The organism is Sphingomonas sp. HMP6 (genome assembly GCF_013374095.1).
In the GTDB taxonomy this organism is placed as follows: Bacteria; Pseudomonadota; Alphaproteobacteria; order Sphingomonadales; family Sphingomonadaceae; genus Sphingomonas.
Genome location: NZ_AP022672.1, coordinates 973,442 through 996,737 on the forward strand (window position 1 = coordinate 973,442; position 23,296 = coordinate 996,737).

Here is a 23,296-nt window from a genome sequence, read left to right on the forward strand (position 1 = left end):
CGGTGAGAACCAGCGTGAATCCATGCCCTATGATGTGGTCATCGTGGGAGCTGGCCCGGCGGGCCTGTCGGCGGCGATCCGGCTGAAACAATTGGCGGCCGAGAAGGACGCCGAGCTGTCGGTCTGCGTGCTTGAAAAGGGTTCCGAAGTCGGCGCGCATATCCTGTCGGGCGCGGTGATCGATCCGAAATCGCTCGACGAACTGATCCCCGACTGGCGCGAGAAGGGCTGTCCGCTCGCCGAGGTGCCGGTCACCGAGAATCTGCACTGGGTCCTGACGGCGAAGCGCAAATTCACCCTGCCGCATTTCATCATGCCTCCGTTCATGCACAATAAGGGCACTTACACCGGCAGCTTGGGTAATTTGTGTCGCTGGCTCGCGACGCAGGCTGAAGAGCTGGGCGTAGAGATTTTCCCGGGCTTTGCCGCGGCCGAGATTCTCTACAATGACGATGGCTCGGTCAAAGGCGTTGCGACCGGGGACATGGGCGTGGCGCGCGACGGGACGCACAAGCCGGATTACACGCCGGGACTGGAAATTCACGCCAAATACACCTTCCTCGGGGAGGGTGTGCGCGGGCATTTGAGCAAGCAACTGATCCGCACCTTCGATCTCGCCAAGGATGCGCAACCGCAGGTCTACGGCATCGGCATCAAGGAATTGTGGGACATCGATCCCGCGCTGCACAGCCCGGGCCGCGTCATCCACACGCAAGGCTGGCCGCTCGGCGACGATGCGAATGGCGGATCGTGGCTGTACCATCAGGCCAATGGTCAGGTCAGCCTTGGCTTCGTGACGTGGCTCAATTACTCGAACCCGCATCTGTCGCCGTTCCACGAAATGCAGCGTTGGAAGACGCATCCGGAAATCGCGTCGATCCTCAAGGGCGGCAAGCGCGTGTCCTACGGCGCGCGCGCGATCAACGACGGTGGGCTGCAATCCATTCCGAAGCTGGTGTTCCCCGGCGGGGCGCTGATCGGCTGTTCGGCCGGGTTCCTCAATGTGCCGCGCCTGAAGGGCACGCATGGCGCAATGAAATCGGGCATCATGGCGGCAGAGGCCGCCGCCGACGCGATCCTGTCGCAGCGCCAGCATGACGAACTCACCGCCTATCCCAAGGCGTTCGAGGCGTCTTGGCTGTACAAAGAGCTTTCGATCGTCCGCAACGTCGTGCCGCTGGTCAAGCAATTCGGCGAGGTACTGGGCACGATGCTGTCGGGCATCGTCATGTGGCTCGAATATTTCGGGCTGAAGATGCCCTTCACGATGAAGCACCATCCCGACCATGAAAGCCTGTGGCGCAAGGATCAGGCGCGCAAGATCGAGTATCCCAAGCCCGACGGCGTGCTGACCTTCGACCGCCTCTCCTCGGTGTTCATTTCGAACACCAATCATGAGGAGGATCAGCCGGTCCATCTGACGCTGAAGGACCCGGACATTCCGGTAAAATACAATCTGCCGATGTATGACGAACCGGCGCAGCGCTATTGTCCGGCGGGCGTGTACGAAATCGTCGGCGAGGAAACGGGTGATCCTAAGTTCGTGATCAACGCGCAGAACTGCGTCCACTGCAAGACGTGCGACATCAAGGACCCGACGCAGAACATCAATTGGGTGGTGCCCGAGGGCGGCGGCGGGCCGAATTACCCGAATATGTGACGCGCCGGGCAAAGGTGCAGCGAAGCTGCGCCAAGCCTCAAGGCGCGTCCGGCCGGCGGGGCTAGCAGCCCCGTCCGACGACGCGGCTTCGCCGCGGCGCTCCTCGCCATCAATCCTTCTCCGGCGAAGGCCGGGGCCCAGTTGCGAAGGTTGCCGTAATGAAGCGCTGTCCTCGCCATCAACCCGCCCGCTATTGGGCCCCGGCCTTCGCCGGGGTGGTGCGTTGGGACGTCAGAGCAGCATGATCACCGAACCCGCCCCAGCCAAGATCAACCTCGCGCTTCACGTCCGTGCGCGCCGCGCCGACGGTTATCACGAGCTCGAAACGCTGTTCGCCTTCGTGCGCGACGGCGACACGGTGACGCTCGCGCCGGGGCCACTGTCGCTTGCCGTAACTGGACCGTTCGCCGCAGGGCTTAGCGGGGAGGGTGACAACCTCATCCTCCGCGCCGCGCGTGCCTTTGCGGTGGCGTTCGACAAGCCCGAAACCGGTGCCTTCACCCTCGACAAACACCTCCCTGTCGCCTCGGGCATCGGCGGCGGCTCGGCCGATGCGGCGGCGGCGCTCCGCGCGCTGGCCAAGGCGAACGCCGTTCCGATCGACGACCCACGGCTGTTCGAGATCGCCGCCACGCTCGGATCGGATATTCCGGCCTGTCTGCTCGGGCGCACCGCGCTGGGGGAAGGGCGGGGCGAACGGCTCTATCCCCTGGATGGCCCAACCGGGATGGCCACGCTGCTGGTCAATCCTGGCGTCGCGGTATCGACCGCCGCGGTATTCAAGGCATGGGATGGGGTCGATCGTGGCGCAATGCCCGATGGCGATGCCTTGTCGCTCGCGCTTGCCGGGCGCAACGATCTGGAAGCGCCCGCGCGCCGCCTCGCACCCGTGATCGATGATGTACTGACGCTGCTGGGGGAAGGTGCGCCGATCCTCGCGCGGATGTCGGGCTCGGGCGCGACATGCTTCGCACTGTATGCCAACGTGCCGGATCGTGTCGCCGCCGCCGCGCGCATTCGCGCGACGCAACCCGGTTGGTGGTGTCTCGAAACGCGACTCGCGTAACACTTTTGCGTCCCGCTGCGGGATGCGATGTCGGCGTGTTCGTGTGAAAACGCCGGAAATCCGCCATTGGCCCCGCTCTTGCTGTGTTCGGACCCGAACGAGTCCGCCGCCCCCAGCGGAGCGCTCGTCGATGGTCCACGGTCCCCCCGCGCGCCATCCAAACTGCGGGACGACGAGGGAAACTTCGTCGTCCCCACACCTAAATACGACCCCGATTTCACGCAATATCGCAACAGACTTGCGCCGAATCGCGCTTTGGCGACATAGGCTGTCGCCATGACCAATCGCTTCGACAAATCCCGCTTGCCCAGCCGCCACGTGTCGGTCGGCCCCGAACGCGCCCCGCATCGCAGCTATTATTATGCGATGGGCCTGACCGAGGAGGAGATCGGCCGGCCGTTCGTTGCGCTCGCCAGCGCCGGCAACGACAGCGCGCCGTGCAACACGCTGCTCGACGTGCAGGCCGATGCCGCACGGGCGGGCGTGATCCAGAATGGCGGCATGCCGCGCCGCTTCAACACGATCACCGTCACCGACGGCATCGCGATGGGGCATCAGGGGATGAAATCCTCGCTCGTCAGCCGCGAAGTGATCGCCGATTCGGTCGAGCTGTCGGTGCGCGGGCATTGCTACGATGCGCTGGTCGGCTTTGCGGGTTGCGACAAATCGCTGCCCGGCATGATGATGTCGATGCTACGGCTCAATATCCCGAGCATCTTCGTCTATGGCGGATCGATCCTGCCGGGCCGGTTCGAGGATAAGGACATCACCGTCGTCGATGTGTTCGAAATGGTCGGGCGCTTTGCGGCGGGAACGTGCCCGATCAGCGAATTGCACGAGATGGAAAAAGTCGCGTGTCCCGGCCACGGTGCGTGCGGCGGGCAGTTTACCGCCAATACTATGGCATGCGTCGGCGAAGCGATCGGTTTGTCCTTGCCGAACAGCAACATGGTGCCCGCACCCTATTCGACGCGTGAACAGATTGCTGTCGCAGCAGGGTATCAGGTGATGGAGTTGCTCGAACGCAACATCCGCCCGCGCGACATTTGCACGCGCGCGGCCTTCATCAACGCCGCGCGCGTCGTCGCGGCCACCGGCGGATCGACCAATGCTGCGCTGCATCTGCCCGCAATGGCGAGCGAGGCGGGCATCGAGTTCGACCTGTTCGACGTAGCAGATGCTTTCAAATCAACGCCTTACATCGCCGATCTCAAACCCGGTGGGCAATATGTCGCGAAGGACATGTATGAGGCGGGCGGCGTCTACATGCTGATGAAGACGATGCTGGGCGGCGGCTTCCTCGACGGCAATTGCCTGACCGTCACCGGCAAGACGCTCGGCGAAAATATCGATCAGGTCACTTGGAACCCCGATCAGAAGGTCATTTACGACGTGAAGACACCGATCAGCCCGACCGGCGGCGTGGTGGGCCTGCGCGGGTCGCTCGCGCCCGATGGCGCGATCGTCAAGGTCGCGGGGATGCACCGGCTGCAATTCACCGGCCCGGCGCGCGTGTTTGATTGCGAGGAGGATTGCTTCGCCGCGGTCGAGGCGCGGTCGATCAACGAGGGCGAAGTGATCGTGATCCGCTACGAAGGGCCAAAGGGCGGGCCTGGCATGCGCGAGATGCTCTCGACCACCGCGGCGCTCTACGGCCTCGGCCTTGGCGAGAAGGTCGCGCTCATCACCGACGGGCGCTTTTCGGGTGCGACGCGCGGCTTCTGCATCGGCCATGTCGGGCCCGAGGCAGCCGATGGCGGGCCGATCGCGCTGATCGTGGATGGCGACACGATCCGGATCGATGCCGAGGTCGGCACGATTGACCTCGATGTTCCCGAGGCAATTCTCGCCGCACGCCGCGCCGCCTGGGTCCGACGCACCAACGATTACCAGTCGGGCGCATTGTGGCGCTATTCCCAGACGGTCGGCCCCGCCTATAAGGGGGCGGTCACGCACCCGGGAGCAGCGGCCGAAACTCATGTCTATGCGGATATCTAGCGCAGTCCTGCTGCTGGCCTTGGCCGCGTGCGGCGAACAGCGCACCGATACGGCGATGCTCGCCAAGGTTGAAGCGGAGCAGCGCAAGACGCAGGATGATAGTGGCAAGATCGTCTGCGCGCAGCGCGGATCGGCCGATTTCGCGCGCACCTGCACGATCGACCGCGCCGATAGCGATGCCGGGCTGATCCTAACGGTGCGCCATCCCGACGGCGCGTTCCACCGCTTGCTGGTCACCAAGGACGGGCGCGGCGTGGTCGCTGCCGATGGCGCGGAGCGTGTGACGGTCACCGTCATCGGCACGGGCGAGATCGAAGTAGCGCTGGGCGGAGACCGCTACCGCCTGCCCGCCACGGTCAAGGGCAAGCCTGCGAAAGCGTCGTGAAGCCGATCGAGGGCCAACCGATCCTGACCGCCGCTCGGATGCGCGCGGCGGAAGCGCGCGCGATTGCCGACGGTGCGAGCGTCGAAAGCCTGATGGAGCGCGCAGGCGGTGGCGCGGCGGAGGCCGTGCGTCGGCTGGCGGCGGGAAGCCGGGTGCTGGTGCTGTGCGGGCCGGGCAATAATGGCGGTGACGGCTATGTCGCGGCGCGGTTGTTACGCGCCAATGGGGTGGAGGTTCGGGTCGCGGCGTTGGGCACGCCGAAGACCGAGGCCGCGATGGCTGCGCGGGCGGCATGGGGCGAGGCGGTCGAGCCCTTTCCCGACGCCCTGCCGGACGAACATGTCCTCGCGCCGGTGGTGGTGGATGCGGTGTTCGGCACTGGCCTGTCCCGCCCGCTCGATGATGACGTTGCACGTACCATCGACGCGCTGGTCCAGTGCGCGCACCTATCCGTCGCGGTCGATCTCCCCAGCGGTGTAGACACCGATACGGGTGCGGAGCTCAACCCGCTACAACTCCCCGAATACAGCCTGACCCTCGCACTCGGCGCGCTCAAGCCAGCGCACGTCCTGCAACCCTCGGCCAGTTTGTGCGGGGCAGTCCGGCTGATCGATATCGGCCTGGGTCTCGACGAGATCGGATCGCCGCGCGAGCATGTCAGCCCGGACGAGACGATCGCGCGTCCGCATTTGCTCGCCCCACAGGCCTGGGCGCACAAATACACGCGCGGCATGGTGGTGGTGATCGGTGGCGTTATGCCGGGTGCCGCTGCGCTGGCGGTCCAGTCCGCGATGCGGTCGGGCGCTGGCTATGGCCTGCTGCTCGCCGATCCGGTGGCTGATATGCCGCATGCCATCGTGCGCCGCGATTGGTCGGTCGAGACGCTGACCCAGGCCATCGCGGGTAAACCCAAGGTCGCGATCGTGATCGGCCCCGGTTTGGGACGGGACGATCGCGCCGTCGAGAAACTCGACGCCGCCATCGCCTGTGACCGACCGATCGTCATCGATGGCGACGCGCTCCATCTGCTGGAGGAGCGCCATTTCGAAATATTCCGCCGCCGCGCGACCGTGCAGGACCGTGACCGGCGCGTGATCCTCACGCCGCACGCAGGCGAGTTCAAGGCGCTGTTCGGCGACTGGAGCGGATCCAAAATTGAAGCCGCACGCGCCGCCGCCCGGCATTGCGGCGCGACATTAGTGTTCAAGGGGCCCGATACCGTCATTGCCCACCCAAACGGCCACACCAATGTCGCATTGGCGAGCAGCGCATGGTTGTCCACCGCCGGCACCGGCGACGTGCTGGCCGGGGTGGTCGGCGCTATGCTGTTCGGCTCCGTCCTTGGGGCGGCCGAAGCCGCCGTCTGGATGCACGCCGAGGCCGCGCGTCGCCTCGGCGGGGCGTTCATCGCCGACGACCTCGCGCGCGAACTTTCGAAGGTACGAGCCGCATTATGACCGATCTGATCGTCCGCGTCGCCGCGCGCGGGGAGGGGGTGACCGCTGACGGACGCCACGCGGCCTTCGCGGCGCCGGGGGACACGCTGAGCCCCGACAACACCGTTCTTCCGGGCCCGCATCACCAGACGCCGCCATGCCGCCACTTTCCGAACTGTGGCGGGTGCCAGCTTCAGCATCTCGACGACGAGAGCTATTCGGCCTTCCTCACCGACCGTATTTCGGGAGCACTCGCCGCGCAGGGGCTGACCGCGCCGATCCGCTCGCCCGCGCTCTCCCCGCCGCGCACTCGTCGCCGCGCCGCGCTACACGCCGAGTCCAAGGGCGGCACCGTCACGCTCGGCTTCAGCGAAGGCGCGAGCCACGCGATCGTCGATCTGCGGGAATGCTGGATCCTGACGCCGGGCCTGTTCGCGCTGATCGCGCCGCTCCGCAAACTGTTCGCGCGAGTGTTAAAGGGCCGGGCGCGGCTGCACCTCACGGAACTCGACCAGGGGGTCGATGTGCTGATCGAGGGAAAGATCACCGATAGCCTGGCCGCGGTCGAGGCGATCACCGCCTTCTGCGGGGCTAACGGCATTGCCCGGCTGGCGATCGATGACGGAATCGGCCCGGAGACGCGCTGGGAGCCCGAAGGCACGACGATCACGCTTGGCGGCGTGGCGGTGCCGTTCCCGGCCGGATCGTTCCTGCAAGCCACGCGCGAGGGCGAGGGCGCGTTGGTTACTGCCGTGCGCGAGGCGATCAGCGGCGCGACGCTCTGCGCCGATCTTTTCTCGGGCCTCGGCACCTTCGCGCTTTCGCTGCCGGGCAAGGTCTATGCGGCAGAGGCCGGGCGGGACGCGATCCTCGCGCTGCAGTCCGGAGCGTCGCGCGCAGGCCGCACCGTTTTCGCCGAGCACCGCGACCTGTTCCGCCGCCCGTTGACGGCCGCGGAATGTGATCGCTTTCAGGCGATCATCCTCGATCCGCCGCGCGCTGGCGCAAAGGAACAGGTCGCGCAATTGGCCGGATCGAAAGTACCAGTCATCGCCTATGTCTCGTGCAATCCGAGCAGTTTCGCGCGCGATGCGGATATTTTGTGCAAGGCTGGTTATGCGCTCGATTGGGTGCAACCGGTCGGCCAATTTCGCTGGTCTACGCATGTCGAACTGGCGGCACGCTTCAGCCGTTAGGGCCAAAACCTCTAAGGGTAATCCGCCCGCAGAAAATACAGCCCGTCCGACGGCGCATTAAGCCCCAGCGCAGCCCGGTCGCGCGCGGCGAGTGCCGCCGCCATGTCGTCGGGCGACCATTTGCCAAGGCCGACCAGCGACAGGCACCCGACCATCGACCGCACTTGATGATGCAGGAACGACCGCGCCGAAGCGAACACGCTGATCCGGTCGCCATCGCGCACCACATCGAGCCGGTCGAGCGTGCGCAAAGGGCTGTCGGCCTGGCAATGCGCCGATCGGAAAGTGGTGAAGTCATGCCGCCCGATCAGTCGCTTGGCGCCCTCTGCCATAGCCACCGCGTCAAGCGGCAGCGCCACCCGCCACGCCAGCCCGCGCTCGAACGTCAGCGGCGCGCGGCGCACGACGATGCGATATTCATAATGTCGCGCCAGGCAGGAGAAGCGCGCATGCCAGTCGTCGGCCGCGATCTCGCACCCGACGATTGCCACCGGATCGGGCCGCAGCTTGGCGTTGAGCGCTTCCATCAACCGGAACGGCGCGATCTCGCGCGCGATATCGACGTGCGCGCGCATCCCTAGCGCATGCACCCCGGCATCGGTCCGCCCGGCGGCATGAACCTGCGCGGTTTCGGTCGTGATCGCGTGGACGGCGCGCTCGATCGCGGCCTGCACGCTCGGGCCATTGTCCTGACGCTGCCATCCGACAAACGGGCGGCCATCATATTCCACCGTCAGCGCAAAGCGCGTCAAAGCTGGGTTCCAGCGGGGATGGGGAAGCCACGCAGCAACTCGGCGGCGGTCATGACGCCGCGCCCTGCGCGCTGCAGCAGCGTCGGGCGGATCGCGCCAGTGCCGCACATAATCGTCAGCACATCATCGATCACGCTTCCCCGGCGAAGGCCGGGGCCCAGTTGCGGGTCGCTTACATCTGGACCCCGGCCTTCGCCGGGGAAGGTTTGAGCCGCAAGCACCTTCACCCGCTCGCCCGCCACCTCGAAGAACGCCCCAGGCACCGGATTGAACGCGCGCACTTGTCGCTCGACCGCTTCGGCGTCCTGCGAGAAATCCAGCAGGGCCTCGGCCTTGTCGATCTTCGCGGCATAGGTCACGCCCTCTTCGGGTTGCTCACAAGGCGGAAAACCGTCGAAATCGGCCAACACCCGGACCATCAATCGCGCGCCCATCGCGCTCAGCTCGCCGGTCAAAACCCCAGCCGTCTTGCCGCCAACAGCCGTTGCCTCCCGCAGCAGTACCGGCCCGGTATCGAGTCCGGCTTCCATCTGCATGATGCAAACGCCCGTCTCGGCATCCCCCGCCAGAACCGCCCGCTGGATCGGCGCGGCACCCCGCCAGCGCGGCAGCAGCGAGGCGTGGACGTTGAGGCACCCGCGCACCGGCGCATCCAGCACGGCGCGCGGCAGGATCAGGCCGTACGCCGCCACCACCGCGACATCCGCTCCGAAGCTTGCAAAGTCCGCCTGAGCATCGGTATCGCGGAGCGACACCGGCGTGCGCACGGCAATCCCCAACGCCTCGGCGCGCGCCTGAACCGGGGAGGGTGTCAGCGCCTTCCCGCGCCCGGCGCGCCGTGGCGGCTGGCTGTACGACGCCACGACGGCATGCCCGGCATCGACCAGCGCTTGCAATACCGGCACCGAAAAGTCGGGTGTTCCCATGAAAATGATCCGCATGGCGACATGCTCTGGCCGCTTGCGCAGGCGCAACGCAACCCCCTATCTGTTCCGCCATGGCCTCTCCCGAAATCGAAGCGCTCACGACGGCGCTGGCCCGGCTCCCGGGGCTTGGACCCCGTTCGGCGCGGCGTGCGGTGCTGCATTTGCTCAAGAAGCGCGAGGCGGCGCTGGGGCCGTTGCTCAATGCGCTGATGGCGGTCGAGGAACGCCTCTCAACATGCTCGATTTGCGGAAATATCGACACGACCAACCCGTGTGGGGTCTGCGCCGATCCGCGCCGCGACGCGCGCGCGCTGTGCGTGGTGGAGGAGGTGGCCGATCTGTGGGCGCTGGATCGCTCGCGGCTGTTTCCGGGGCGCTTCCACGTGCTCGGCGGAAAGCTTTCGGCGCTGGAGGGCGTGCGGCCCGAGGATCTCGCGATCGATTCGCTGGTGCGGCGCATATCCGAGGGCGGGATCGACGAGGTCGTGCTGGCGATGAACGCCACGCTGGAGGGGCAGACTACCGCGCATTACATCGCCGAACGGATCGAGCGCTTTCCGGTGCGGATTACCCAGCTTGCGCATGGTCTGCCGGTCGGGGGTGAGCTCGATTATCTCGATGAGGGGACTTTAGCGCAGGCGCTGCGCGCGCGGCGCCCGGTGAGTTAAAAAGGGTTTGTTCGCGCGGAGGCGCGGAGCAAAAGGAAGAAGGGTTTCACGCGAAGGCGCGAAGAGAAGGGAAGGGCGCGAAGAGGGTGGGCCTGCCGCGCAGCGGCCCTCAAAAAAACGTCAAAAGCGGTGCTTCAGCTGCCCGCTGACGCGGGCGATCCTTGCATCCGAACAACCTCTGCGCCCTCAGTGCCTCTGCGTGAACCAACCTTTCTTCTCTTTGCGGCCTTTCCTTCTCTTTGCGCCTTCGCGTGAACCCTTCTTCTAAAACTTGACGCACGCCACGACCTTTCCTAGCTCGCGAACATGGCTGTTCTAGAAATCCTCGAAGTCCCGCACCCCGGCCTCCGCGCCGTCGCCAAGCCCGTCGAAACGGTCGATGATTCGGTGCGGAAGATCGTCGCCGACATGTTCGACACGATGTACGACGCACGCGGCATCGGCCTCGCCGCGACGCAAGTCGCGATCGAGCAGCGCATCGTCGTGATCGATCTGCAGGAGACGGTGGGGGAGGGCGAAGAGGCCAAGGCCGTCCGCACGCCGCTCGTCTATATCAACCCGGAGCTGATTTCGGTCAGCGAGGAAACCAATTTCTACAGCGAAGGCTGCCTTTCGATCCCCGAGCAATATGCCGAGGTCGAACGCCCCGCCGCCTGCCGCGCGCGCTGGCTCGACGAGCAAGGCGAGGCGCATGAGGGCGATTTCGACGGCCTGCTCGCCACCGCGCTTCAGCACGAGATCGACCATCTGAACGGCGTGCTGTTCATCGACCACATCTCGAAGCTCAAGCGCGACATGCTGATGAAGAAACTGACGAAGATGCGTAAGGCGGGTTGAGCGCTACGGGACGCCAGCGCCGGTATAGGGAAGCTTGTCCCAGATGGTCTGAACCCCTTCGTCGCAATGACCATCGTGAGCGCACGCAAGTTTCCGATCCATGATCGCTCGAACTGCGTCGAGCGCCTCGCATGGCGCGCCCATCTCGGTCTCAAGAATAACCACTGGCTCGGGCGGACCAATGCGATGCACTTTCGCCATTTCGCTTTCAAAGCTCTTCAAGTCTGACCGTTTGCCAGACATGTAGAGAACGCCTTCGTGATCGAGCGATACGCGAAACATGAGACCGCCGGGACCAATGTGCAGGTGGGGCTTACCCCAGCTTGCGAGTGGCGGGGTGCATGCGTGAGCGAGCTCGTCTGACTTTGAGCAGCCGCTTGTCCAAATGAAAGCCACAAGTGCGACGCAGAGCTTCGTATGATTTGATTGGCTCGGCATCAGAACAACCCCTCGATCTCACCCCCAGCCCCAAACCGTATCCCTTCCGCCGCCGGCACCCTCGGTAGCCCCGGCATCGTCATAATCTCCCCGCAGATCGCCACCACGAACCCCGCGCCCGCGCTGAGGCGCACCTCGCGCACCGGCACGACATGCCCCGTCGGCGCGCCGAGCTTGGCCGGGTCGGTCGAGAAGCTGTACTGCGTCTTCGCCATGCACACCGGCAAATGCCCGAACCCCGCCGCCTCGAACCGCGCGAGCTGCGCCAGCACCGAAGGATCGGCCACGGCTTCCTCGGCGCGATAGATGCGCGTCGCGACGGTGTTGATCTTGTCGAACAACGACAGATCGTCGGCATAAAGCGGCGCGAATTGCGACGGCGCATCCGCCAGCGCCGCGACCTTCTCGGCCAGTTCCACCGCGCCCGCGCCGCCATCGGCCCAATGCGAGCACAACACCGCTTCGCACCCCTGCGCCGCCGCAATCTCTCGGATCACCGCGATTTCCTCCGGCGTATCGCCATCGAAACGGTTGATCGCCACCACGACGCCCACGCCGAAACTCCGCACATTCTCGATATGCCGCGCAAGGTTGACGCCACCACGCCGCACCGCCTCGGTATCCGCCTCGCGCAGATCGGCCTTGGCGACGCCGCCATTCATCTTCAGCGCGCGCACCGTTGCGACGATCACTGCGGCGGCGGGTTTCAACCCGGCCTGACGGCATTTGATGTCGAAAAACTTCTCCGCGCCAAGGTCCGCGCCGAACCCGGCTTCGGTCACCACATAATCGGCCAGCCCCAAGGCCGCGCGCGTCGCGATCACCGAATTGCAGCCATGCGCGATATTGGCGAACGGTCCGCCGTGGACGAAGGCGGGCGTGCCCTCCAACGTCTGGACGAGGTTGGGCTTGATCGCTTGCGCCAGCAGCACCGCCATCGCGCCATGGGCCTTGAGGTCGCGCGCCGTCACCGGCTGCTTGCCCCGCGTATAGGCGACGACGATCCGCCCGAGCCGCGCCTCCAGATCATGCAGATCGCTCGCCAGGCACAGGATCGCCATCACTTCGGAGGCGACGGTGATGTCGAACCCACTCTCGCGCGGAAAACCGTTCGCCGGGCCGCCGAGCGACTGGGCAATGTCGCGGAGTGCCCGGTCGTTCATGTCCATCACGCGCCGCCACACGATCCGCCGCACATCGATGTCGAGCGCATTGCCCCAGTGGACATGGTTGTCGATCATCGCCGCGAGCAGATTGTGTGCGCTGGTGATCGCATGGAAATCGCCGGTGAAATGGAGGTTGATGTCCTCCATCGGCACCACTTGCGCATAGCCCCCACCGGTCGCGCCGCCCTTGGTACCGAAGCACGGGCCGAGGCTCGGTTCACGCAAAGCCAGCATCGTCTTGCGCCCGGTGCGGTTGAGCGCATCGGCGAGGCCCACCGAGGTGGTCGATTTGCCTTCCCCGGCAGGGGTGGGGTTGATCGCGGTGACGAGGATGAGCTTGCCCTGCGCGGTGGCGGCGGGAAGGGCGGCGAGGTCGATCTTCGCTTTGAAATGTCCATACGGCTCGACCGCTTCTGGCGGGATCCCAGCGATGGCGGCGATGGCGCCGATCGGTTGCAAAGTTGCGGCGCGCGAGATTTCGATATCGGTGAGCATGGCGACAGTCCTAGCCAAGGGCTGGCGCAACACAATCCCGCCCGCTACAAGTTCCCGCAATGTTCCAACGAGGCGTGTAATGACCGGATCGACGATTTCCCTCCTCACGATCGCCGCGCTCCTGATCGGCTTGGGCGTCGGCTGGTTCCTCGGGGGGCGCGGCGTGGCGCAGGCACGCGCCGATGCCGCCGCGCGCGAAGTCGATTTCAAGCGTGCGATCGTCGATCTCGCCGGTGCCGAAGAACGCGCCAAGGCCGCCGAACAACTCCGCTACGATCTCGCCAGCGTCCGCGACGAACGCGACGTCGCGCGGCTGAAGACGATCGAGCTGAGCACCCACGCCGCAAACTTCGAAGCACGCCTCGCCGAACTGCGCGAAACCGACGAGGCGCGGCTGAAAATGGTGCGCGAAACGCAGGAGGCGCGGATCGCCGAATTGCTCCACGCCAAGGAATTGCTCGCCACGCAATTCGCCGAGGTTTCGAACAAATTGCTGAGCGACGCGCAGGAAAGCTTCCTCAAGCGCGCCGACGAACGCTTCCGCCAGTCCGAGGAAACCGCAGGGCAGAACCTCAAATCGATGCTCCAGCCGGTCAGTGATCGCCTGCTGAAATACGAGCAGGCCGTCACCGCCGTCGAAAGCGAGCGCAAGGGTGCGTTCAGCGAATTGAAGGGCCAGATCGAGGCCATGCGGATCGGCCAAGAGAAGGTGTCGAGCGAGGCGGCGAAGCTCGTCAATTCGCTCCGCAACGCCCCCAAATCACGCGGCCGCTGGGGCGAGCAGCAATTGAAGAATGTGCTCGAAAGCTGCGGCCTTGCCGAGCATACCGATTTCCAGACCGAAGTATCCGTCGCGGTCGCCGAAGAGGGCGCGCGGCTGCGCCCGGATGCGATCGTGACGATCCCTGGCGGGCGCAGCCTCATCATCGACGCCAAGGTGTCGCTCAACGCCTATCAGGATGCGTTCGGCGCGGTCGACGATGCCGAGCGGACCGTCGGCCTCGCCGCACACGCCGCCTCGATGCGCGCGCACATCAATGGGCTGGGAAACAAAGCCTATTGGAGCCAGTTCGCCGATGCGCCCGATTACGTCATCATGTTCGTCCCCGGCGAACACTTCCTCGCCGCCGCGCTCGAACATGATCATGATTTGTGGAACTACGCTTTCGAAAAGCGCGTGCTGCTGGCAACGCCGACCAATCTCGTCGCGATCGCGCGCACCGTTGCGGCGGTATGGCGTCAGGAGAAGCTCGCCAAGGAAGCACGCCAGATCGGCGAGCTCGGCAAGGAATTGTACGATCGCCTCGCCAAGGCGGCGGGCGATCTGCGCAAGGTCGGCGGCGGGCTGACCAGCGCGGTCAACAATTACAACAGCTTCGTCTCATCTTTTGAGAGCCGTGCGCTGGTCACCGCGCGCAAGTTCCGCGATCTGAATATCGAAACCGGCGCGCGCGAGATCGAAGACGTGCCCCCGGTTGAGGCGCTCGCGCGCTACGGCGAGGCCGTGCCGCTGATCGAAGCGCCGACGCAGGAAGCTGCGGAATAGCATGGCAAAGCAACGCCATACGGCGCTGCCGCCGCCCTATCTCAAGCGCGTCTGGCTCGACCCGGCAGCGGAGGTCGATCGGCGCACCTATCCCTTTTGCTTGCCGCTGTTCCGGGACGAATTCGATCTCGGCTTCGATTCTCCCGTGACCATCATCGTCGGCGAAAACGGCGTCGGCAAATCGACGTTGATCGAGGGTATCGCGGTCCTCGCCGGTTTCGACGAAGGCGGCGGCGGGCCGGGCTATCGTGCAATCGATCATTCGCGCGCGGCCGAGGTCGGCGGCGGACGTCTCGCCGATGCGCTGCGCGCAAGCTGGCTACCGAAAGTCGGCCAAGGCTGGTTTTTCCGCGCCGAAAGCTTCTTTTCGGTCGCGCGCTATCTCGACGAAGCGGGTTCGCCCAGTGCGGATTTTCTGTCGCATTCGCACGGCGAGGGCTTCATGCGTTTCTTCGAGGAACGCTGCGACCGACCCGGCATCTTCCTGTTCGACGAACCCGAATCGGCGCTTTCCCCCAACCGCCAGTTCGATTTCCTCAAGCTGCTGCGGCGGATGCAGCAGGGCGGTCAGAGCCAGGTTATCGTCGCCACGCACGCGCCGATCCTGATGGCGCTACCCAATGCGAGTCTATTGCGCATGGGAAAGTATGGGCTTGAACCGGTCATGCTCGAGGAAACCGAGCATTACCGCATCATGCGCGAATTCACCGGCGATCCCCACGGCTTCGTCGAGGCGATGCTCGACGAATAGCCCTACCGATTCCCGCCGATCAAATCTCCAATCCCGCCAAGCACCGATCCCTCACCGCGATTCTGCCCCGCGCCGCCCGCCGTCGCGACGATGCGCCCAGCCAGCCGCGAGAAGGGGAGCGACTGGATCCACACATGCCCCGGGCCGGTCAGCCGCGCGAAAAACACGCCTTCGCCGCCGAACACCATGCTGCGCACGCCCCCCGCCGCGACGAGATCGAACTCGACGCTCGGCGTATAGGCGGCAAGGCAGCCGGTATCGACGTGCAGCTCTTCGCCTGCCTTCAGTTCGCGCTCGACCACGGTGCCGCCCATCTGGACGAAGACCCAACCATCGCCGTCGAGCCGCTGCATGATAAAGCCTTCGCCGCCGAACAGCCCGGTCATCACGCGGCGTTGAAACTGGATGCCAATCGACACGCCTTTGGCCGCCGCGAGGAACGCATCCTTTTGGCAGATCAGCGTGCCGCCATAATCGCCGAGCCGAAGCGGCAGGATCGCACCCGGCGTCGGCGCGGAGAATGCGACGCGCGCCTTGCCGCTGCCATTGTGCGTGAAGACCGTGGTGAACAGGCTCTCGCCCGTCACCAACCGCTTGCCCGCGCCAAGCAATTTGCCCATGAACCCGCCGCCCTGCGCGTCGCTGCCGTCGCCGAAGACGGTGGTCATGCCGATGCTAGCATCCTTCCAGACGAATGCACCTGCCTCCGCCACCGCGCTCTCGCCGGGATCGAGCTCGATCTCGACGAATTGCAGCTCCTGGCCCTTGATCTCGAAGTCGATATCGTCGGCAATTCCGGCGCTGCGGCTGTGCTGCCAGGGGCTGGGCGGGGGCATGGGTTTTCTCCTAAAAGAGGATCGACGCGTGCGATCCTATCCCGATTCGCTACCGCCGCGAAAGCACTTCATACGCCATCACCGCCGTCGCCACGGCGGCGTTCAGGCTGTCGGCCTTGCCGAGCATCGGGATCTTGACCAGCAGGTCGCACGCGGCGGCATAATCGTCCGGCATCCCCTGCGCTTCGTTTCCGGTGAGCAGGAAGGTCGGCGCGACATAATGCGCGGCGCGGTAGTTCGTGTCGGTATCCAGGCTGAGTCCGACCAATTGCCCCGCCCCACCGCGCAACCACGGTAAGAACGCGGCCCAGTCGCACTGCACCACCGGCACCGTGAACAGCGCCCCCATGCTCGCGCGCACCGCCTCGACCGAGAAGGGATCGACGCATTCGCCGATCAGGATCAGCGCACCCGCGCCAACCGCGTCGCCGGTGCGCAGGATCGTGCCGAGGTTGCCGGGATCGCGCAGCCGCTCGGCGACCAGCCAGATGGTTGCGCTGGTGCGGTCGAGGCTGTCGAGCGTCCGTGTGAACTCCGCGAACACGCCGACTACGGCTTGCGGATTGTCCTTGCCCGACAGTTTGGAGAGGATGTCGGGTACGGTCTCGATCGCCTCACCACCCGCCGCCTCGACCGCCTCCACCAGCGCAAGCACCAACGGATGCGCCGCGCTGTCACGCGCGAAGAACAGATATTGCGGAATCCGCCCCGCCTCACGCGCCTCGGTCAGGATGCGCAGGCCCTCGGCCAGGAACAGCCCTTCGTCGCGCCGGTGGCGCTTCTCGCGGAGCGAGCGGATGCGCTTGATGAGGGGGTTGGAGTAGGCAGTGATTTCGCGGGGCATGGGTCGCTCTACCCAATCCGTCACCCCAGCGAAAGCTGGAGGCTTAATGGGTAGGGGAGCCCGCTGGAACCACGAGATGCCAGCCTACGCTGGCATGACGATATCGGGCGAGATTGTTAGTCCTCGCCAAACTTGCCTAAGACCAATTCGCTCAGCGTACCGACGACGGCCTCGGCATGTTCGCCCTCGGCCGAGATCGTGATCGTATCGCCCATCGCCGCGCCGAGCATCATCAGGCCCATGATCGAGGTGCCGGTGACCGATCCGGCGCCTTCCTTCTCGACCTGCACTTCGCACGGCTGTATGGCGGCCAGCGTCACGAACTTCGCGCTCGCCCGTGCGTGCAGCCCACGCTTGTTGGTGATCAGCACTGAGCGCGACACCGACATCAGGCGGCAGCCTCGCCAAGAACCTCGGACGCGACCGAAATATATTTGCGGCCCGCCTCGCGCGCGGCGGCGACGGCATCGACGATTTTCATTTTCTTGCGCGCCGATTCGAGCCGGATCAGCATCGGCAAATTGATCCCCGCGATCACTTCGATCCGCCCGCGCTGCATCAGCGATATGGCAAGGTTGGAGGGCGTGCCACCGAACAGATCGGTCAGCAGGATCACCCCGCGCCCGTCATCGACTCGCGCGATGGCTTCGGCAATGTCGTTGCGGCGCGCCTCCATATCGTCCTCGGGGCCGATATTGACCGTCGCAACGCGTTCCTGCTTGCCGACGACGTGCTCCATCGCGGTGACGAATTCGTCGGCCAGCCGACCATGCGTCACGAGAACCAGCCCGATCATCGTTCCGCCCACATCATGTAGCTTGCGCCCCATCGTCATCTGTCTTGTCGGTTGTCTCGTCCTGCACCCCCTCCAGCGAGTCCTGGGGTGCGGCGGCGAGATCGCGGTGCGAGACCGTGGGCGAAAATCCCGCGTCGCGCAACCGTGCGGCAACGCGTTCGGTGACATGAACCGAGCGGTGTCTCCCGCCGGTACAGCCGAAAGCCACCGTCACATACGATTTCCCCTCGGCCCTGTAGCGCGGGAGCAACAGCAACAGCAGCGATTCGATCTGCCCCACCGCCGCCTCATAGGCGGGGTCGCCCGCGATGTACGCGGAGACATCCGCGTCCATCCCGGTCCCGGGCCGTAAATCCGGCACCCAATGTGGGTTGCGCAGGAAGCGCATGTCGAACACCAGATCGGCATTGCGCGGAACGCCACGCGAAAAGCCGAAGGACGTCACCGATAGCGTCGGCTTGCCCAGACCCTCGCCCGAAAAGGTCGCGCGGATCTGCTGCGCCAGCTCGTTCGCGGTCAGATCGGTCGTGTCGATCAACCGGTTCGCCCAGCGCCGCAGCGGGCTGAGCAGTTCGCGTTCACGCGCGATACCGTCCGACGCCGGTCGATCAAGCGCCAGCGGATGCCGCCGCCGCGTCTCGGAATAGCGCCGCTCCAGTTCGCCGCCCGCGCAATCGAGGAACAGCGTGCCGATGTCATGGCCGTGCTCCTCGCGCAATTGCTTGATCCGCTGGACGATCCGCTCGGGATCGAAATCGCGGGTCCGTGCCCCGATGCCGAGCGCAAGCGGCTGGGTCGATCGCGCCGCCCCCTCGGGCAGCGGCGCGCTGAGCAAGCGATCCAGCAACAAGAGCGGGAGATTGTCGACCACCTCCCAGCCGAGATCCTCGAGCGTGCGCAACACGGTCGATTTGCCGGCGCCCGACATGCCGGTGACGAGCAGAATGTCCTTGGGGTCGCGTTTCATACGCCCTCAATAGCGTGGGCGAGCGCCAATTCCACCTTGATTGGCGTCGAGGCTTCGAACGCGGCAAGCGCGACCACGGGCAGGGGGATGCCTGCAATCTCCTGCATGACGCCTTCCGGCGGCATTCGCTCCACCGGCCCGCCGAGCGTAACCACCAGAGCGACCGGGATATCGGCGACCGACGCCACCGCAAGAATGCCCACCCCACGCACCTCGATCATACCCGATATCGTCTGAGGTGCCGCTGCCCGCAGGCGACCATCGAGTACCGTCAGCACGGTCTGATCGTCGCTGATCAACATCGCACCACGATCGATCAGCCGCAGCGCGAGGTCGGACTTTCCCGCGCCCGACGGACCGATCAGCAACACGCAATGCCGCCCGATCGCCACCGACGTGGCGTGAAGCAGGAGCGGCGTCACCGCGCATCCGCAGTCGGTATGCGGATCACGAAGCGCGCGCCGCCCGCGCCGTCGGTCCGCGCGGTCGCCACGATGCTTCCCTGATGCGCCTCGACGATCGTCCGCGCGATCGCGAGGCCGAGGCCCGAATGCTTCCCGAACGCCTCGCCTTCGGGGCGCAGCGACTGGAAACGGCGGAACACCTGTTCGCGCGCATCCTCTGGCACGCCCGGGCCTTGATCCTCGATTCCAATGACCACGACGTCATGATCGCACGTCGCGCTCAGCACGATCAGCCCTGCATCGGGCGAGAAGGAGATCGCATTTTCGATCAGATTTTCAAGCACGCGCTCCAGCCTTGCGCCTTCGCCCGGCACGATCAGCGGCATGTCGGTGCGCCGGACGAACTGCAGCCGCACCCCGCGCTCGACCCCGCGTGCCTCGCGACTGGCGATTAACGCGGCGATCATCGCGCCGAGATCGACCGGTTCGAACTTGGTCCGGCTGAGTTGCGCGTCGAGCCGCGATGCCTCGGCAATGTCGGTGATCAGTCGGTCGAGCCGCTGCACATCGTCGCGCACGATCGCCAGCAGCCGCGCTTGCAACGCCGGATCCTTGACCATCGTCATCCCCTCGACCGCGGAGCGAAGCGAGGCGAGCGGGTTCTTCATCTCGTGCGTCACATCCGCGGCGAACGCCTCGATCGCATCGATCCGCGCGCGCAAAGCGAGGCTCATGTCGGACAGGGCACGCGCGAGCATCCCGATCTCATCGCGGCGTTCGGGCAAGCGCGGCACGATCACTTCGCGCGCACGCCCCATCCGCACGCGCACCGCCGCGCGGGCGAGCTTGCGCAGCGGTCGCACGATCGTTCGCGCGAGAAAGAGCGACAAGAGCACCGAGGCGATCGACACGACCAGCAACACGACTCCCAAGCGGAAGCGCTCCAGCCGCACGGTCTGCGTGATTTCGCGCGCATTGATCGTCGTCATCACGACCCCACCACCGGGAAAGGGGGAGGCGGCGGTGATGACGGGGGTACGATCAGGCGCGCGCCACACCGTCGCTGACACGGTCGGCGTATCGTGCGCAGCGCGCACGTCGGGCCAAGCGCGCCCGTCGTCATGCTCGCGGTACAACGGCGCACGCGGCGTGCCGACGACGGTGTCGATCACCGCATCGAGGAAGCGTGCCGAGGCTTGCCGCCAATCCTGCTTGTCCGGGTCCTGCAGCACGACATTGCGCAGGCCAAGCCGCCGCGTGTCGATCAGCGGCTTGCCCGCCGGATCATACACCCGCACCCGCGCGCCCATGTCCCGCGACAGCCGCAGCGCAAGATCCGGGCGTTGCGCTTCCGGCACAGAAACGAGCGCCTCGGCGATAAGCCGCGCCTCGCGGATCGATTGCGTCACCCGCCCATCGACGATCCGGCTGCGGTAGGAATCGAGATAGAAAAAGCCACCCGCGAGCAGCCCGAGCGCAAAGACGTTGACGAACAGGATGCGCGGGGTGAGCGAGACGCGCGCCGACCAGCGTAGCGATAGCGCGCGGGCATCCTCGTCGCCACGCTCCACGCCGTCGCCGCCGAGAGCACCGCCGCCGTCATTCCTCGGAGAATCGATACCCGGCTCCATATAACGTCTCTATGGCATCGAATGCCGGGTCGATCTGCCGGAACTTGCGGCGGACGCGTTTGATGTGGCTGTCGATCGTGCGGTCGTCGACATAGATGTCGTCATGATAGGCCGCGTCCATCAACTGGTTTCGCGTCTTCACGATGCCGGGGCGTTGCGCCAGCGTTTCCAGAATCAGGAACTCGGTGACGGTCAGAACCACCGCCACGCCGCCCCAGGTGACGCGGTGCCGCGCCGTATCCATCGCGAGCCGACCGCGCACCAATTCGGTCTCGGCCGCCGCCTCGTCCGCCCCGGCACCGCCGGCGGAAACCTCGGTACGCCGCAGGATCGCGCGGATGCGGGCGATCAGCAGCCGTTGCGAGAAGGGCTTGGCGATATAGTCGTCCGCCCCCATTGCCAGCCCGAGCGCCTCGTCGAGCTCGTCGTCCTTCGACGTGAGGAAGATCACCGGCACCATGCTCTTCTCGCGCAGGCGCCGTAACAGTTCGAGCCCGTCCATCCGCGGCATCTTGATGTCCAGGATCGCGATGTCGGGAGGATTATCGATCAACGCCTTGAGCGCCGTCTCGCCGTCCGAATAGAGCCGTGTGACGAACCCCTCCGCCTGCAGCGCGATCGAAACGGAGGTGAGAATGTTGCGGTCATCGTCGACCAAAGCGATCGTTGCCGTCATCGGCCGGAGCAATCCTTATCGTTCGTAATATCGCCTAATCCATTACGCCTGCGTGCTCAATGGAAGCTGAACGACGGCGTTTGACCGTGGGACATCCGCTCGATATGCGCACGGCATACGTATGCGGAGCGAAATGGCCCGCGCGACAATCCAGGAGAGACATTGCCGTGAGCGAACGAATCCCCGCCGCCGGTCTTGAAACGCAAGGCATCGAAACCCGCGCCAATCTGCATTGGAACCTCGTGACAGCGCGCTTGATCCAGGCGGCGATCTCACGCGGCGAGGGGAAGCTGTCGGCGGATGGTCCGCTCGTGGTCGAAACCGGCGCACACACCGGCCGCTCGGCGCAGGATAAATTCATCGTTCGCGATGCCGAAACCGAGAGCACCGTATGGTGGGGCAAGACCAACAAGGCGATGTCGCCGGAGCATTTTGCTGTCCTGAAGGCCGATTTCCTGTCCGCGCTGAAGGACAAAGAAGATTTGTTCGTGCAGGATCTGTTCGGCGGGTCACAGCCCGAGCACCGCGTCAACGTGCGCGTCGTCAACGAACTGGCGTGGCACAACAGCTTCATTCGCACGATGCTGGTGCGGCCGACGGAATCCGAACTGCGCGGTTTCGTGCCCGATTACACGATTATCGATCTGCCGAGCTTCCGCGCCGATCCGACGCGTCACGGCTGCCGCAGCGAGACGATCATCGCGGTCAACTTCACCGACAAACTGATTCTCATCGGCGGCACCAAATATGCCGGCGAAATGAAGAAGTCGGTGTTCAGCCTGCTCAACTATCTGCTCCCGCCGACGGGCGTGATGCCGATGCATTGCTCGGCCAACATGGGTTCGAACGGCGACACCGCCGTCTTCTTCGGCCTGTCGGGCACCGGCAAGACGACGCTCAGCGCCGACGCCAGCCGCACGCTGATCGGCGATGACGAACATGGCTGGTCCGACACGGCGGTCTTCAATTTCGAAGGCGGCTGCTACGCGAAGATGATCCGACTCTCGGCGGACGCCGAGCCAGAAATTTTCGCTACGACCAAGCGTTTCGGCACGATCCTTGAGAATGTCGTGATGGATCAAGTCACGCGCGTGCTCGATCTCGACGATGCGAGCCTCGCCGAGAACAGCCGCGGCGCCTATCCGATCGACTTCATTCCCAATGCGTCCGAGCACAATATGGGCCCGGTGCCGCGCAACATGATCTTCCTGACGGCGGACGCGTACGGCATCCTTCCGCCGATCTCGAAGCTGACGCCCGAACAGGCGATGTACCATTTCCTCTCGGGCTATACCGCGCGCGTCGCAGGGACCGAGATCGGCGTGACCGAACCCGACGCGACCTTCTCGACCTGCTTCGGCGCGCCGTTCATGGCGCGGCACCCGTCCGTTTATGGCAATCTGCTGAAAGAGCGGATCGCCAAGGGCGGGGTCGATTGCTGGCTGGTCAACACCGGCTGGACCGGCGGGAAATACGGCGTCGGCAGCCGCATGCCGATCAAGGCGACGCGCGCGTTGCTCAACGCCGCCCTCGACGGCAGCCTGAAGGCCGCCGAATTCCGCACCGATCCCAATTTCGGCTTCAAGGTGCCGGTGTCGGTGGCGGGCGTCGACCCGACCATCCTCGACCCGCGCGAAACCTGGGCGGACAAGGCGGCCTATGACGCGACCGCGGCGAAGCTGGTCGACCAATTCGTGGAGAATTTCGCGCAATTCGCCGACCATGTCGATGAAGGCGTGCGACAATCCGCGCCCAAGGTGCACGCCACTGCCTGACCCCGGGCGTCTTCGGGATCGGGCGTAAAGATCCGATCCCGAGGAAA

General features: G+C 65.3%; 23 protein-coding genes. 11 read left to right on the plus strand and 12 right to left on the minus strand.

The window, feature by feature from the left end; all coding sequences use genetic code 11:
- The first annotated feature begins 22 nt into the window (after positions 1-22).
- The 6 genes from HMP06_RS04925 to HMP06_RS04950 all read left to right on the plus strand — a co-directional run bounded on the left by HMP06_RS04925 (position 23) and on the right by HMP06_RS04950 (position 7,741).
- The gene (locus HMP06_RS04925) at positions 23-1,660 is read left to right on the plus strand and encodes an electron transfer flavoprotein-ubiquinone oxidoreductase (protein WP_176498363.1); all 1,638 of its coding nucleotides are present in this window, start codon (positions 23-25) and stop codon (positions 1,658-1,660) included.
- A gap of 241 nt (positions 1,661-1,901) precedes the next feature.
- Positions 1,902-2,726, plus strand: coding sequence for a 4-(cytidine 5'-diphospho)-2-C-methyl-D-erythritol kinase (locus HMP06_RS04930; RefSeq protein WP_176496097.1), 825 nt, complete (start codon positions 1,902-1,904; stop codon positions 2,724-2,726).
- A 276-nt stretch (positions 2,727-3,002) separates the two neighbouring features.
- Positions 3,003-4,724 (plus strand): dihydroxy-acid dehydratase, encoded by a 1,722-nt coding sequence (gene ilvD, locus HMP06_RS04935; RefSeq protein WP_176496098.1) that lies wholly within the window; start codon positions 3,003-3,005, stop codon positions 4,722-4,724.
- Entirely contained in the window at positions 4,711-5,109 is a 399-nt protein-coding gene (locus HMP06_RS04940) for a hypothetical protein (RefSeq protein WP_332103022.1), read from the plus strand. The genes ilvD and HMP06_RS04940 overlap by 14 nt, the downstream gene beginning before the upstream one ends.
- Positions 5,106-6,566, plus strand: a complete 1,461-nt coding sequence (locus HMP06_RS04945; RefSeq protein ID WP_176496100.1) for an NAD(P)H-hydrate dehydratase — start codon at positions 5,106-5,108, stop codon at positions 6,564-6,566. The genes HMP06_RS04940 and HMP06_RS04945 overlap by 4 nt, the downstream gene beginning before the upstream one ends.
- A complete protein-coding gene (locus tag HMP06_RS04950; protein WP_176496101.1) occupies positions 6,563-7,741 on the plus strand; it encodes a class I SAM-dependent RNA methyltransferase in 1,179 nt (392 codons plus the stop codon). Before HMP06_RS04945 ends, HMP06_RS04950 begins: the two co-directional genes overlap by 4 nt.
- Positions 7,742-7,752: 11 nt before the next feature.
- On the opposite strand, the gene truA is transcribed toward HMP06_RS04950, so the two are convergent.
- On the minus strand, positions 7,753-8,493 hold the full coding sequence (gene truA / locus HMP06_RS04955) for a tRNA pseudouridine(38-40) synthase TruA (protein ID WP_176496102.1): 741 nt from the start codon (positions 8,491-8,493) through the stop codon (positions 7,753-7,755).
- Positions 8,490-9,434, minus strand: a complete 945-nt coding sequence (gene fmt / locus HMP06_RS04960; RefSeq protein ID WP_176498364.1) for a methionyl-tRNA formyltransferase — start codon at positions 9,432-9,434, stop codon at positions 8,490-8,492. The genes truA and fmt overlap by 4 nt, the downstream gene beginning before the upstream one ends.
- Before the next feature lie 56 nt (positions 9,435-9,490).
- Between fmt and recR the strand changes: the two genes are divergently transcribed.
- Together recR and def are read left to right on the plus strand one after the other, a co-directional pair.
- On the plus strand, positions 9,491-10,087 hold the full coding sequence (gene recR / locus HMP06_RS04965) for a recombination mediator RecR (protein ID WP_176496103.1): 597 nt from the start codon (positions 9,491-9,493) through the stop codon (positions 10,085-10,087).
- A 306-nt stretch (positions 10,088-10,393) separates the two neighbouring features.
- Positions 10,394-10,924 carry a peptide deformylase gene (gene def, locus HMP06_RS04970; protein ID WP_176496104.1) on the plus strand — a complete coding sequence of 177 codons (531 nt, stop codon included), beginning with the start codon at positions 10,394-10,396 and terminating at the stop codon, positions 10,922-10,924.
- Positions 10,925-10,927: 3 nt separating this feature from the next.
- Here def and HMP06_RS04975 read toward each other — a convergent pair whose 3' ends face one another.
- Both HMP06_RS04975 and HMP06_RS04980 read right to left on the minus strand, forming a co-directional pair.
- Positions 10,928-11,206: a hypothetical protein gene (locus tag HMP06_RS04975; protein ID WP_176496105.1), complete on the minus strand. Its 279-nt coding sequence runs from the start codon at positions 11,204-11,206 to the stop codon at positions 10,928-10,930.
- Positions 11,207-11,361: 155 nt separating this feature from the next.
- The gene (locus tag HMP06_RS04980; protein ID WP_176496106.1) at positions 11,362-13,023 is read right to left on the minus strand and encodes a formate--tetrahydrofolate ligase; all 1,662 of its coding nucleotides are present in this window, start codon (positions 13,021-13,023) and stop codon (positions 11,362-11,364) included.
- Positions 13,024-13,102: 79 nt separating this feature from the next.
- Between HMP06_RS04980 and HMP06_RS04985 the strand changes: the two genes are divergently transcribed.
- Both HMP06_RS04985 and HMP06_RS04990 read left to right on the plus strand, forming a co-directional pair.
- Complete coding sequence (locus HMP06_RS04985) at positions 13,103-14,569, plus strand: DNA recombination protein RmuC (RefSeq protein ID WP_176496107.1); 1,467 nt, start codon at positions 13,103-13,105, stop codon at positions 14,567-14,569.
- Between the two features lies 1 nt (position 14,570).
- Complete coding sequence (locus HMP06_RS04990; protein ID WP_176496108.1) at positions 14,571-15,320, plus strand: AAA family ATPase; 750 nt, start codon at positions 14,571-14,573, stop codon at positions 15,318-15,320.
- A 2-nt stretch (positions 15,321-15,322) separates the two neighbouring features.
- Here the strand turns inward: HMP06_RS04990 and HMP06_RS04995 are convergent, their stop codons facing one another.
- The 8 genes from HMP06_RS04995 to HMP06_RS05030 all read right to left on the minus strand — a co-directional run bounded on the left by HMP06_RS04995 (position 15,323) and on the right by HMP06_RS05030 (position 21,474).
- Positions 15,323-16,156: an AIM24 family protein gene (locus HMP06_RS04995; protein WP_176496109.1), complete on the minus strand. Its 834-nt coding sequence runs from the start codon at positions 16,154-16,156 to the stop codon at positions 15,323-15,325.
- A 49-nt stretch (positions 16,157-16,205) separates the two neighbouring features.
- A complete protein-coding gene (locus tag HMP06_RS05000) occupies positions 16,206-17,000 on the minus strand; it encodes a TrmH family RNA methyltransferase (RefSeq protein ID WP_176496110.1) in 795 nt (264 codons plus the stop codon).
- 116 nt (positions 17,001-17,116) lie between these two features.
- Positions 17,117-17,389: an HPr family phosphocarrier protein gene (locus HMP06_RS05005; protein WP_176496111.1), complete on the minus strand. Its 273-nt coding sequence runs from the start codon at positions 17,387-17,389 to the stop codon at positions 17,117-17,119.
- Positions 17,389-17,796 carry a PTS sugar transporter subunit IIA gene (locus HMP06_RS05010; protein ID WP_176496112.1) on the minus strand — a complete coding sequence of 136 codons (408 nt, stop codon included), beginning with the start codon at positions 17,794-17,796 and terminating at the stop codon, positions 17,389-17,391. The genes HMP06_RS05005 and HMP06_RS05010 overlap by 1 nt, the downstream gene beginning before the upstream one ends.
- A gap of 13 nt (positions 17,797-17,809) precedes the next feature.
- Positions 17,810-18,763 carry an RNase adapter RapZ gene (gene rapZ, locus HMP06_RS05015; protein WP_176496113.1) on the minus strand — a complete coding sequence of 318 codons (954 nt, stop codon included), beginning with the start codon at positions 18,761-18,763 and terminating at the stop codon, positions 17,810-17,812.
- On the minus strand, positions 18,760-19,185 hold the full coding sequence (locus tag HMP06_RS05020) for an HPr kinase/phosphorylase (protein WP_176496114.1): 426 nt from the start codon (positions 19,183-19,185) through the stop codon (positions 18,760-18,762). Before HMP06_RS05020 ends, rapZ begins: the two co-directional genes overlap by 4 nt.
- Positions 19,182-20,798 carry a sensor histidine kinase gene (locus HMP06_RS05025; protein ID WP_176496115.1) on the minus strand — a complete coding sequence of 539 codons (1,617 nt, stop codon included), beginning with the start codon at positions 20,796-20,798 and terminating at the stop codon, positions 19,182-19,184. Before HMP06_RS05025 ends, HMP06_RS05020 begins: the two co-directional genes overlap by 4 nt.
- Entirely contained in the window at positions 20,767-21,474 is a 708-nt protein-coding gene (locus tag HMP06_RS05030) for a response regulator transcription factor (protein WP_176496116.1), read from the minus strand. Before HMP06_RS05030 ends, HMP06_RS05025 begins: the two co-directional genes overlap by 32 nt.
- A 167-nt stretch (positions 21,475-21,641) precedes the next feature.
- On the opposite strand from HMP06_RS05030, the gene HMP06_RS05035 reads away from it, so the two are divergent.
- Positions 21,642-23,249 (plus strand): phosphoenolpyruvate carboxykinase, encoded by a 1,608-nt coding sequence (locus HMP06_RS05035; RefSeq protein ID WP_176496117.1) that lies wholly within the window; start codon positions 21,642-21,644, stop codon positions 23,247-23,249.
- Positions 23,250-23,296: the final 47 nt, after the last annotated feature.

Bases quoted from the DNA above. Each gene is read 5' to 3' on its own strand.
- def (WP_176496104.1), top strand. From the start codon at position 10,394: ATGGCTGTTCTAGAAATCCTCGAAGTCCCGCACCCCGGCCTCCGCGCC.
- HMP06_RS04940 (WP_332103022.1), top strand. From the start codon at position 4,711: ATGCGGATATCTAGCGCAGTCCTGCTGCTGGCCTTGGCCGCGTGCGGC.
- HMP06_RS04995 (WP_176496109.1), bottom strand. From the start codon at position 16,156: ATGCCCCCGCCCAGCCCCTGGCAGCACAGCCGCAGCGCCGGAATTGCC.
- HMP06_RS05030 (WP_176496116.1), bottom strand. From the start codon at position 21,474: ATGACGGCAACGATCGCTTTGGTCGACGATGACCGCAACATTCTCACC.
- HMP06_RS04990 (WP_176496108.1), top strand. From the start codon at position 14,571: ATGGCAAAGCAACGCCATACGGCGCTGCCGCCGCCCTATCTCAAGCGC.
- recR (WP_176496103.1), top strand. From the start codon at position 9,491: ATGGCCTCTCCCGAAATCGAAGCGCTCACGACGGCGCTGGCCCGGCTC.
- HMP06_RS05000 (WP_176496110.1), bottom strand. From the start codon at position 17,000: ATGCCCCGCGAAATCACTGCCTACTCCAACCCCCTCATCAAGCGCATC.
- ilvD (WP_176496098.1), top strand. From the start codon at position 3,003: ATGACCAATCGCTTCGACAAATCCCGCTTGCCCAGCCGCCACGTGTCG.
- HMP06_RS05025 (WP_176496115.1), bottom strand. From the start codon at position 20,798: ATGGAGCCGGGTATCGATTCTCCGAGGAATGACGGCGGCGGTGCTCTC.
- fmt (WP_176498364.1), bottom strand. From the start codon at position 9,434: ATGCGGATCATTTTCATGGGAACACCCGACTTTTCGGTGCCGGTATTG.
- HMP06_RS04930 (WP_176496097.1), top strand. From the start codon at position 1,902: ATGATCACCGAACCCGCCCCAGCCAAGATCAACCTCGCGCTTCACGTC.
- HMP06_RS04950 (WP_176496101.1), top strand. From the start codon at position 6,563: ATGACCGATCTGATCGTCCGCGTCGCCGCGCGCGGGGAGGGGGTGACC.
- HMP06_RS04925 (WP_176498363.1), top strand. From the start codon at position 23: ATGCCCTATGATGTGGTCATCGTGGGAGCTGGCCCGGCGGGCCTGTCG.
- HMP06_RS04980 (WP_176496106.1), bottom strand. From the start codon at position 13,023: ATGCTCACCGATATCGAAATCTCGCGCGCCGCAACTTTGCAACCGATC.
- HMP06_RS05010 (WP_176496112.1), bottom strand. From the start codon at position 17,796: ATGATCGGGCTGGTTCTCGTGACGCATGGTCGGCTGGCCGACGAATTC.
- rapZ (WP_176496113.1), bottom strand. From the start codon at position 18,763: ATGAAACGCGACCCCAAGGACATTCTGCTCGTCACCGGCATGTCGGGC.
- HMP06_RS05005 (WP_176496111.1), bottom strand. From the start codon at position 17,389: ATGTCGGTGTCGCGCTCAGTGCTGATCACCAACAAGCGTGGGCTGCAC.
- HMP06_RS04975 (WP_176496105.1), bottom strand. From the start codon at position 11,206: ATGTTTCGCGTATCGCTCGATCACGAAGGCGTTCTCTACATGTCTGGC.
- HMP06_RS04985 (WP_176496107.1), top strand. From the start codon at position 13,103: ATGACCGGATCGACGATTTCCCTCCTCACGATCGCCGCGCTCCTGATC.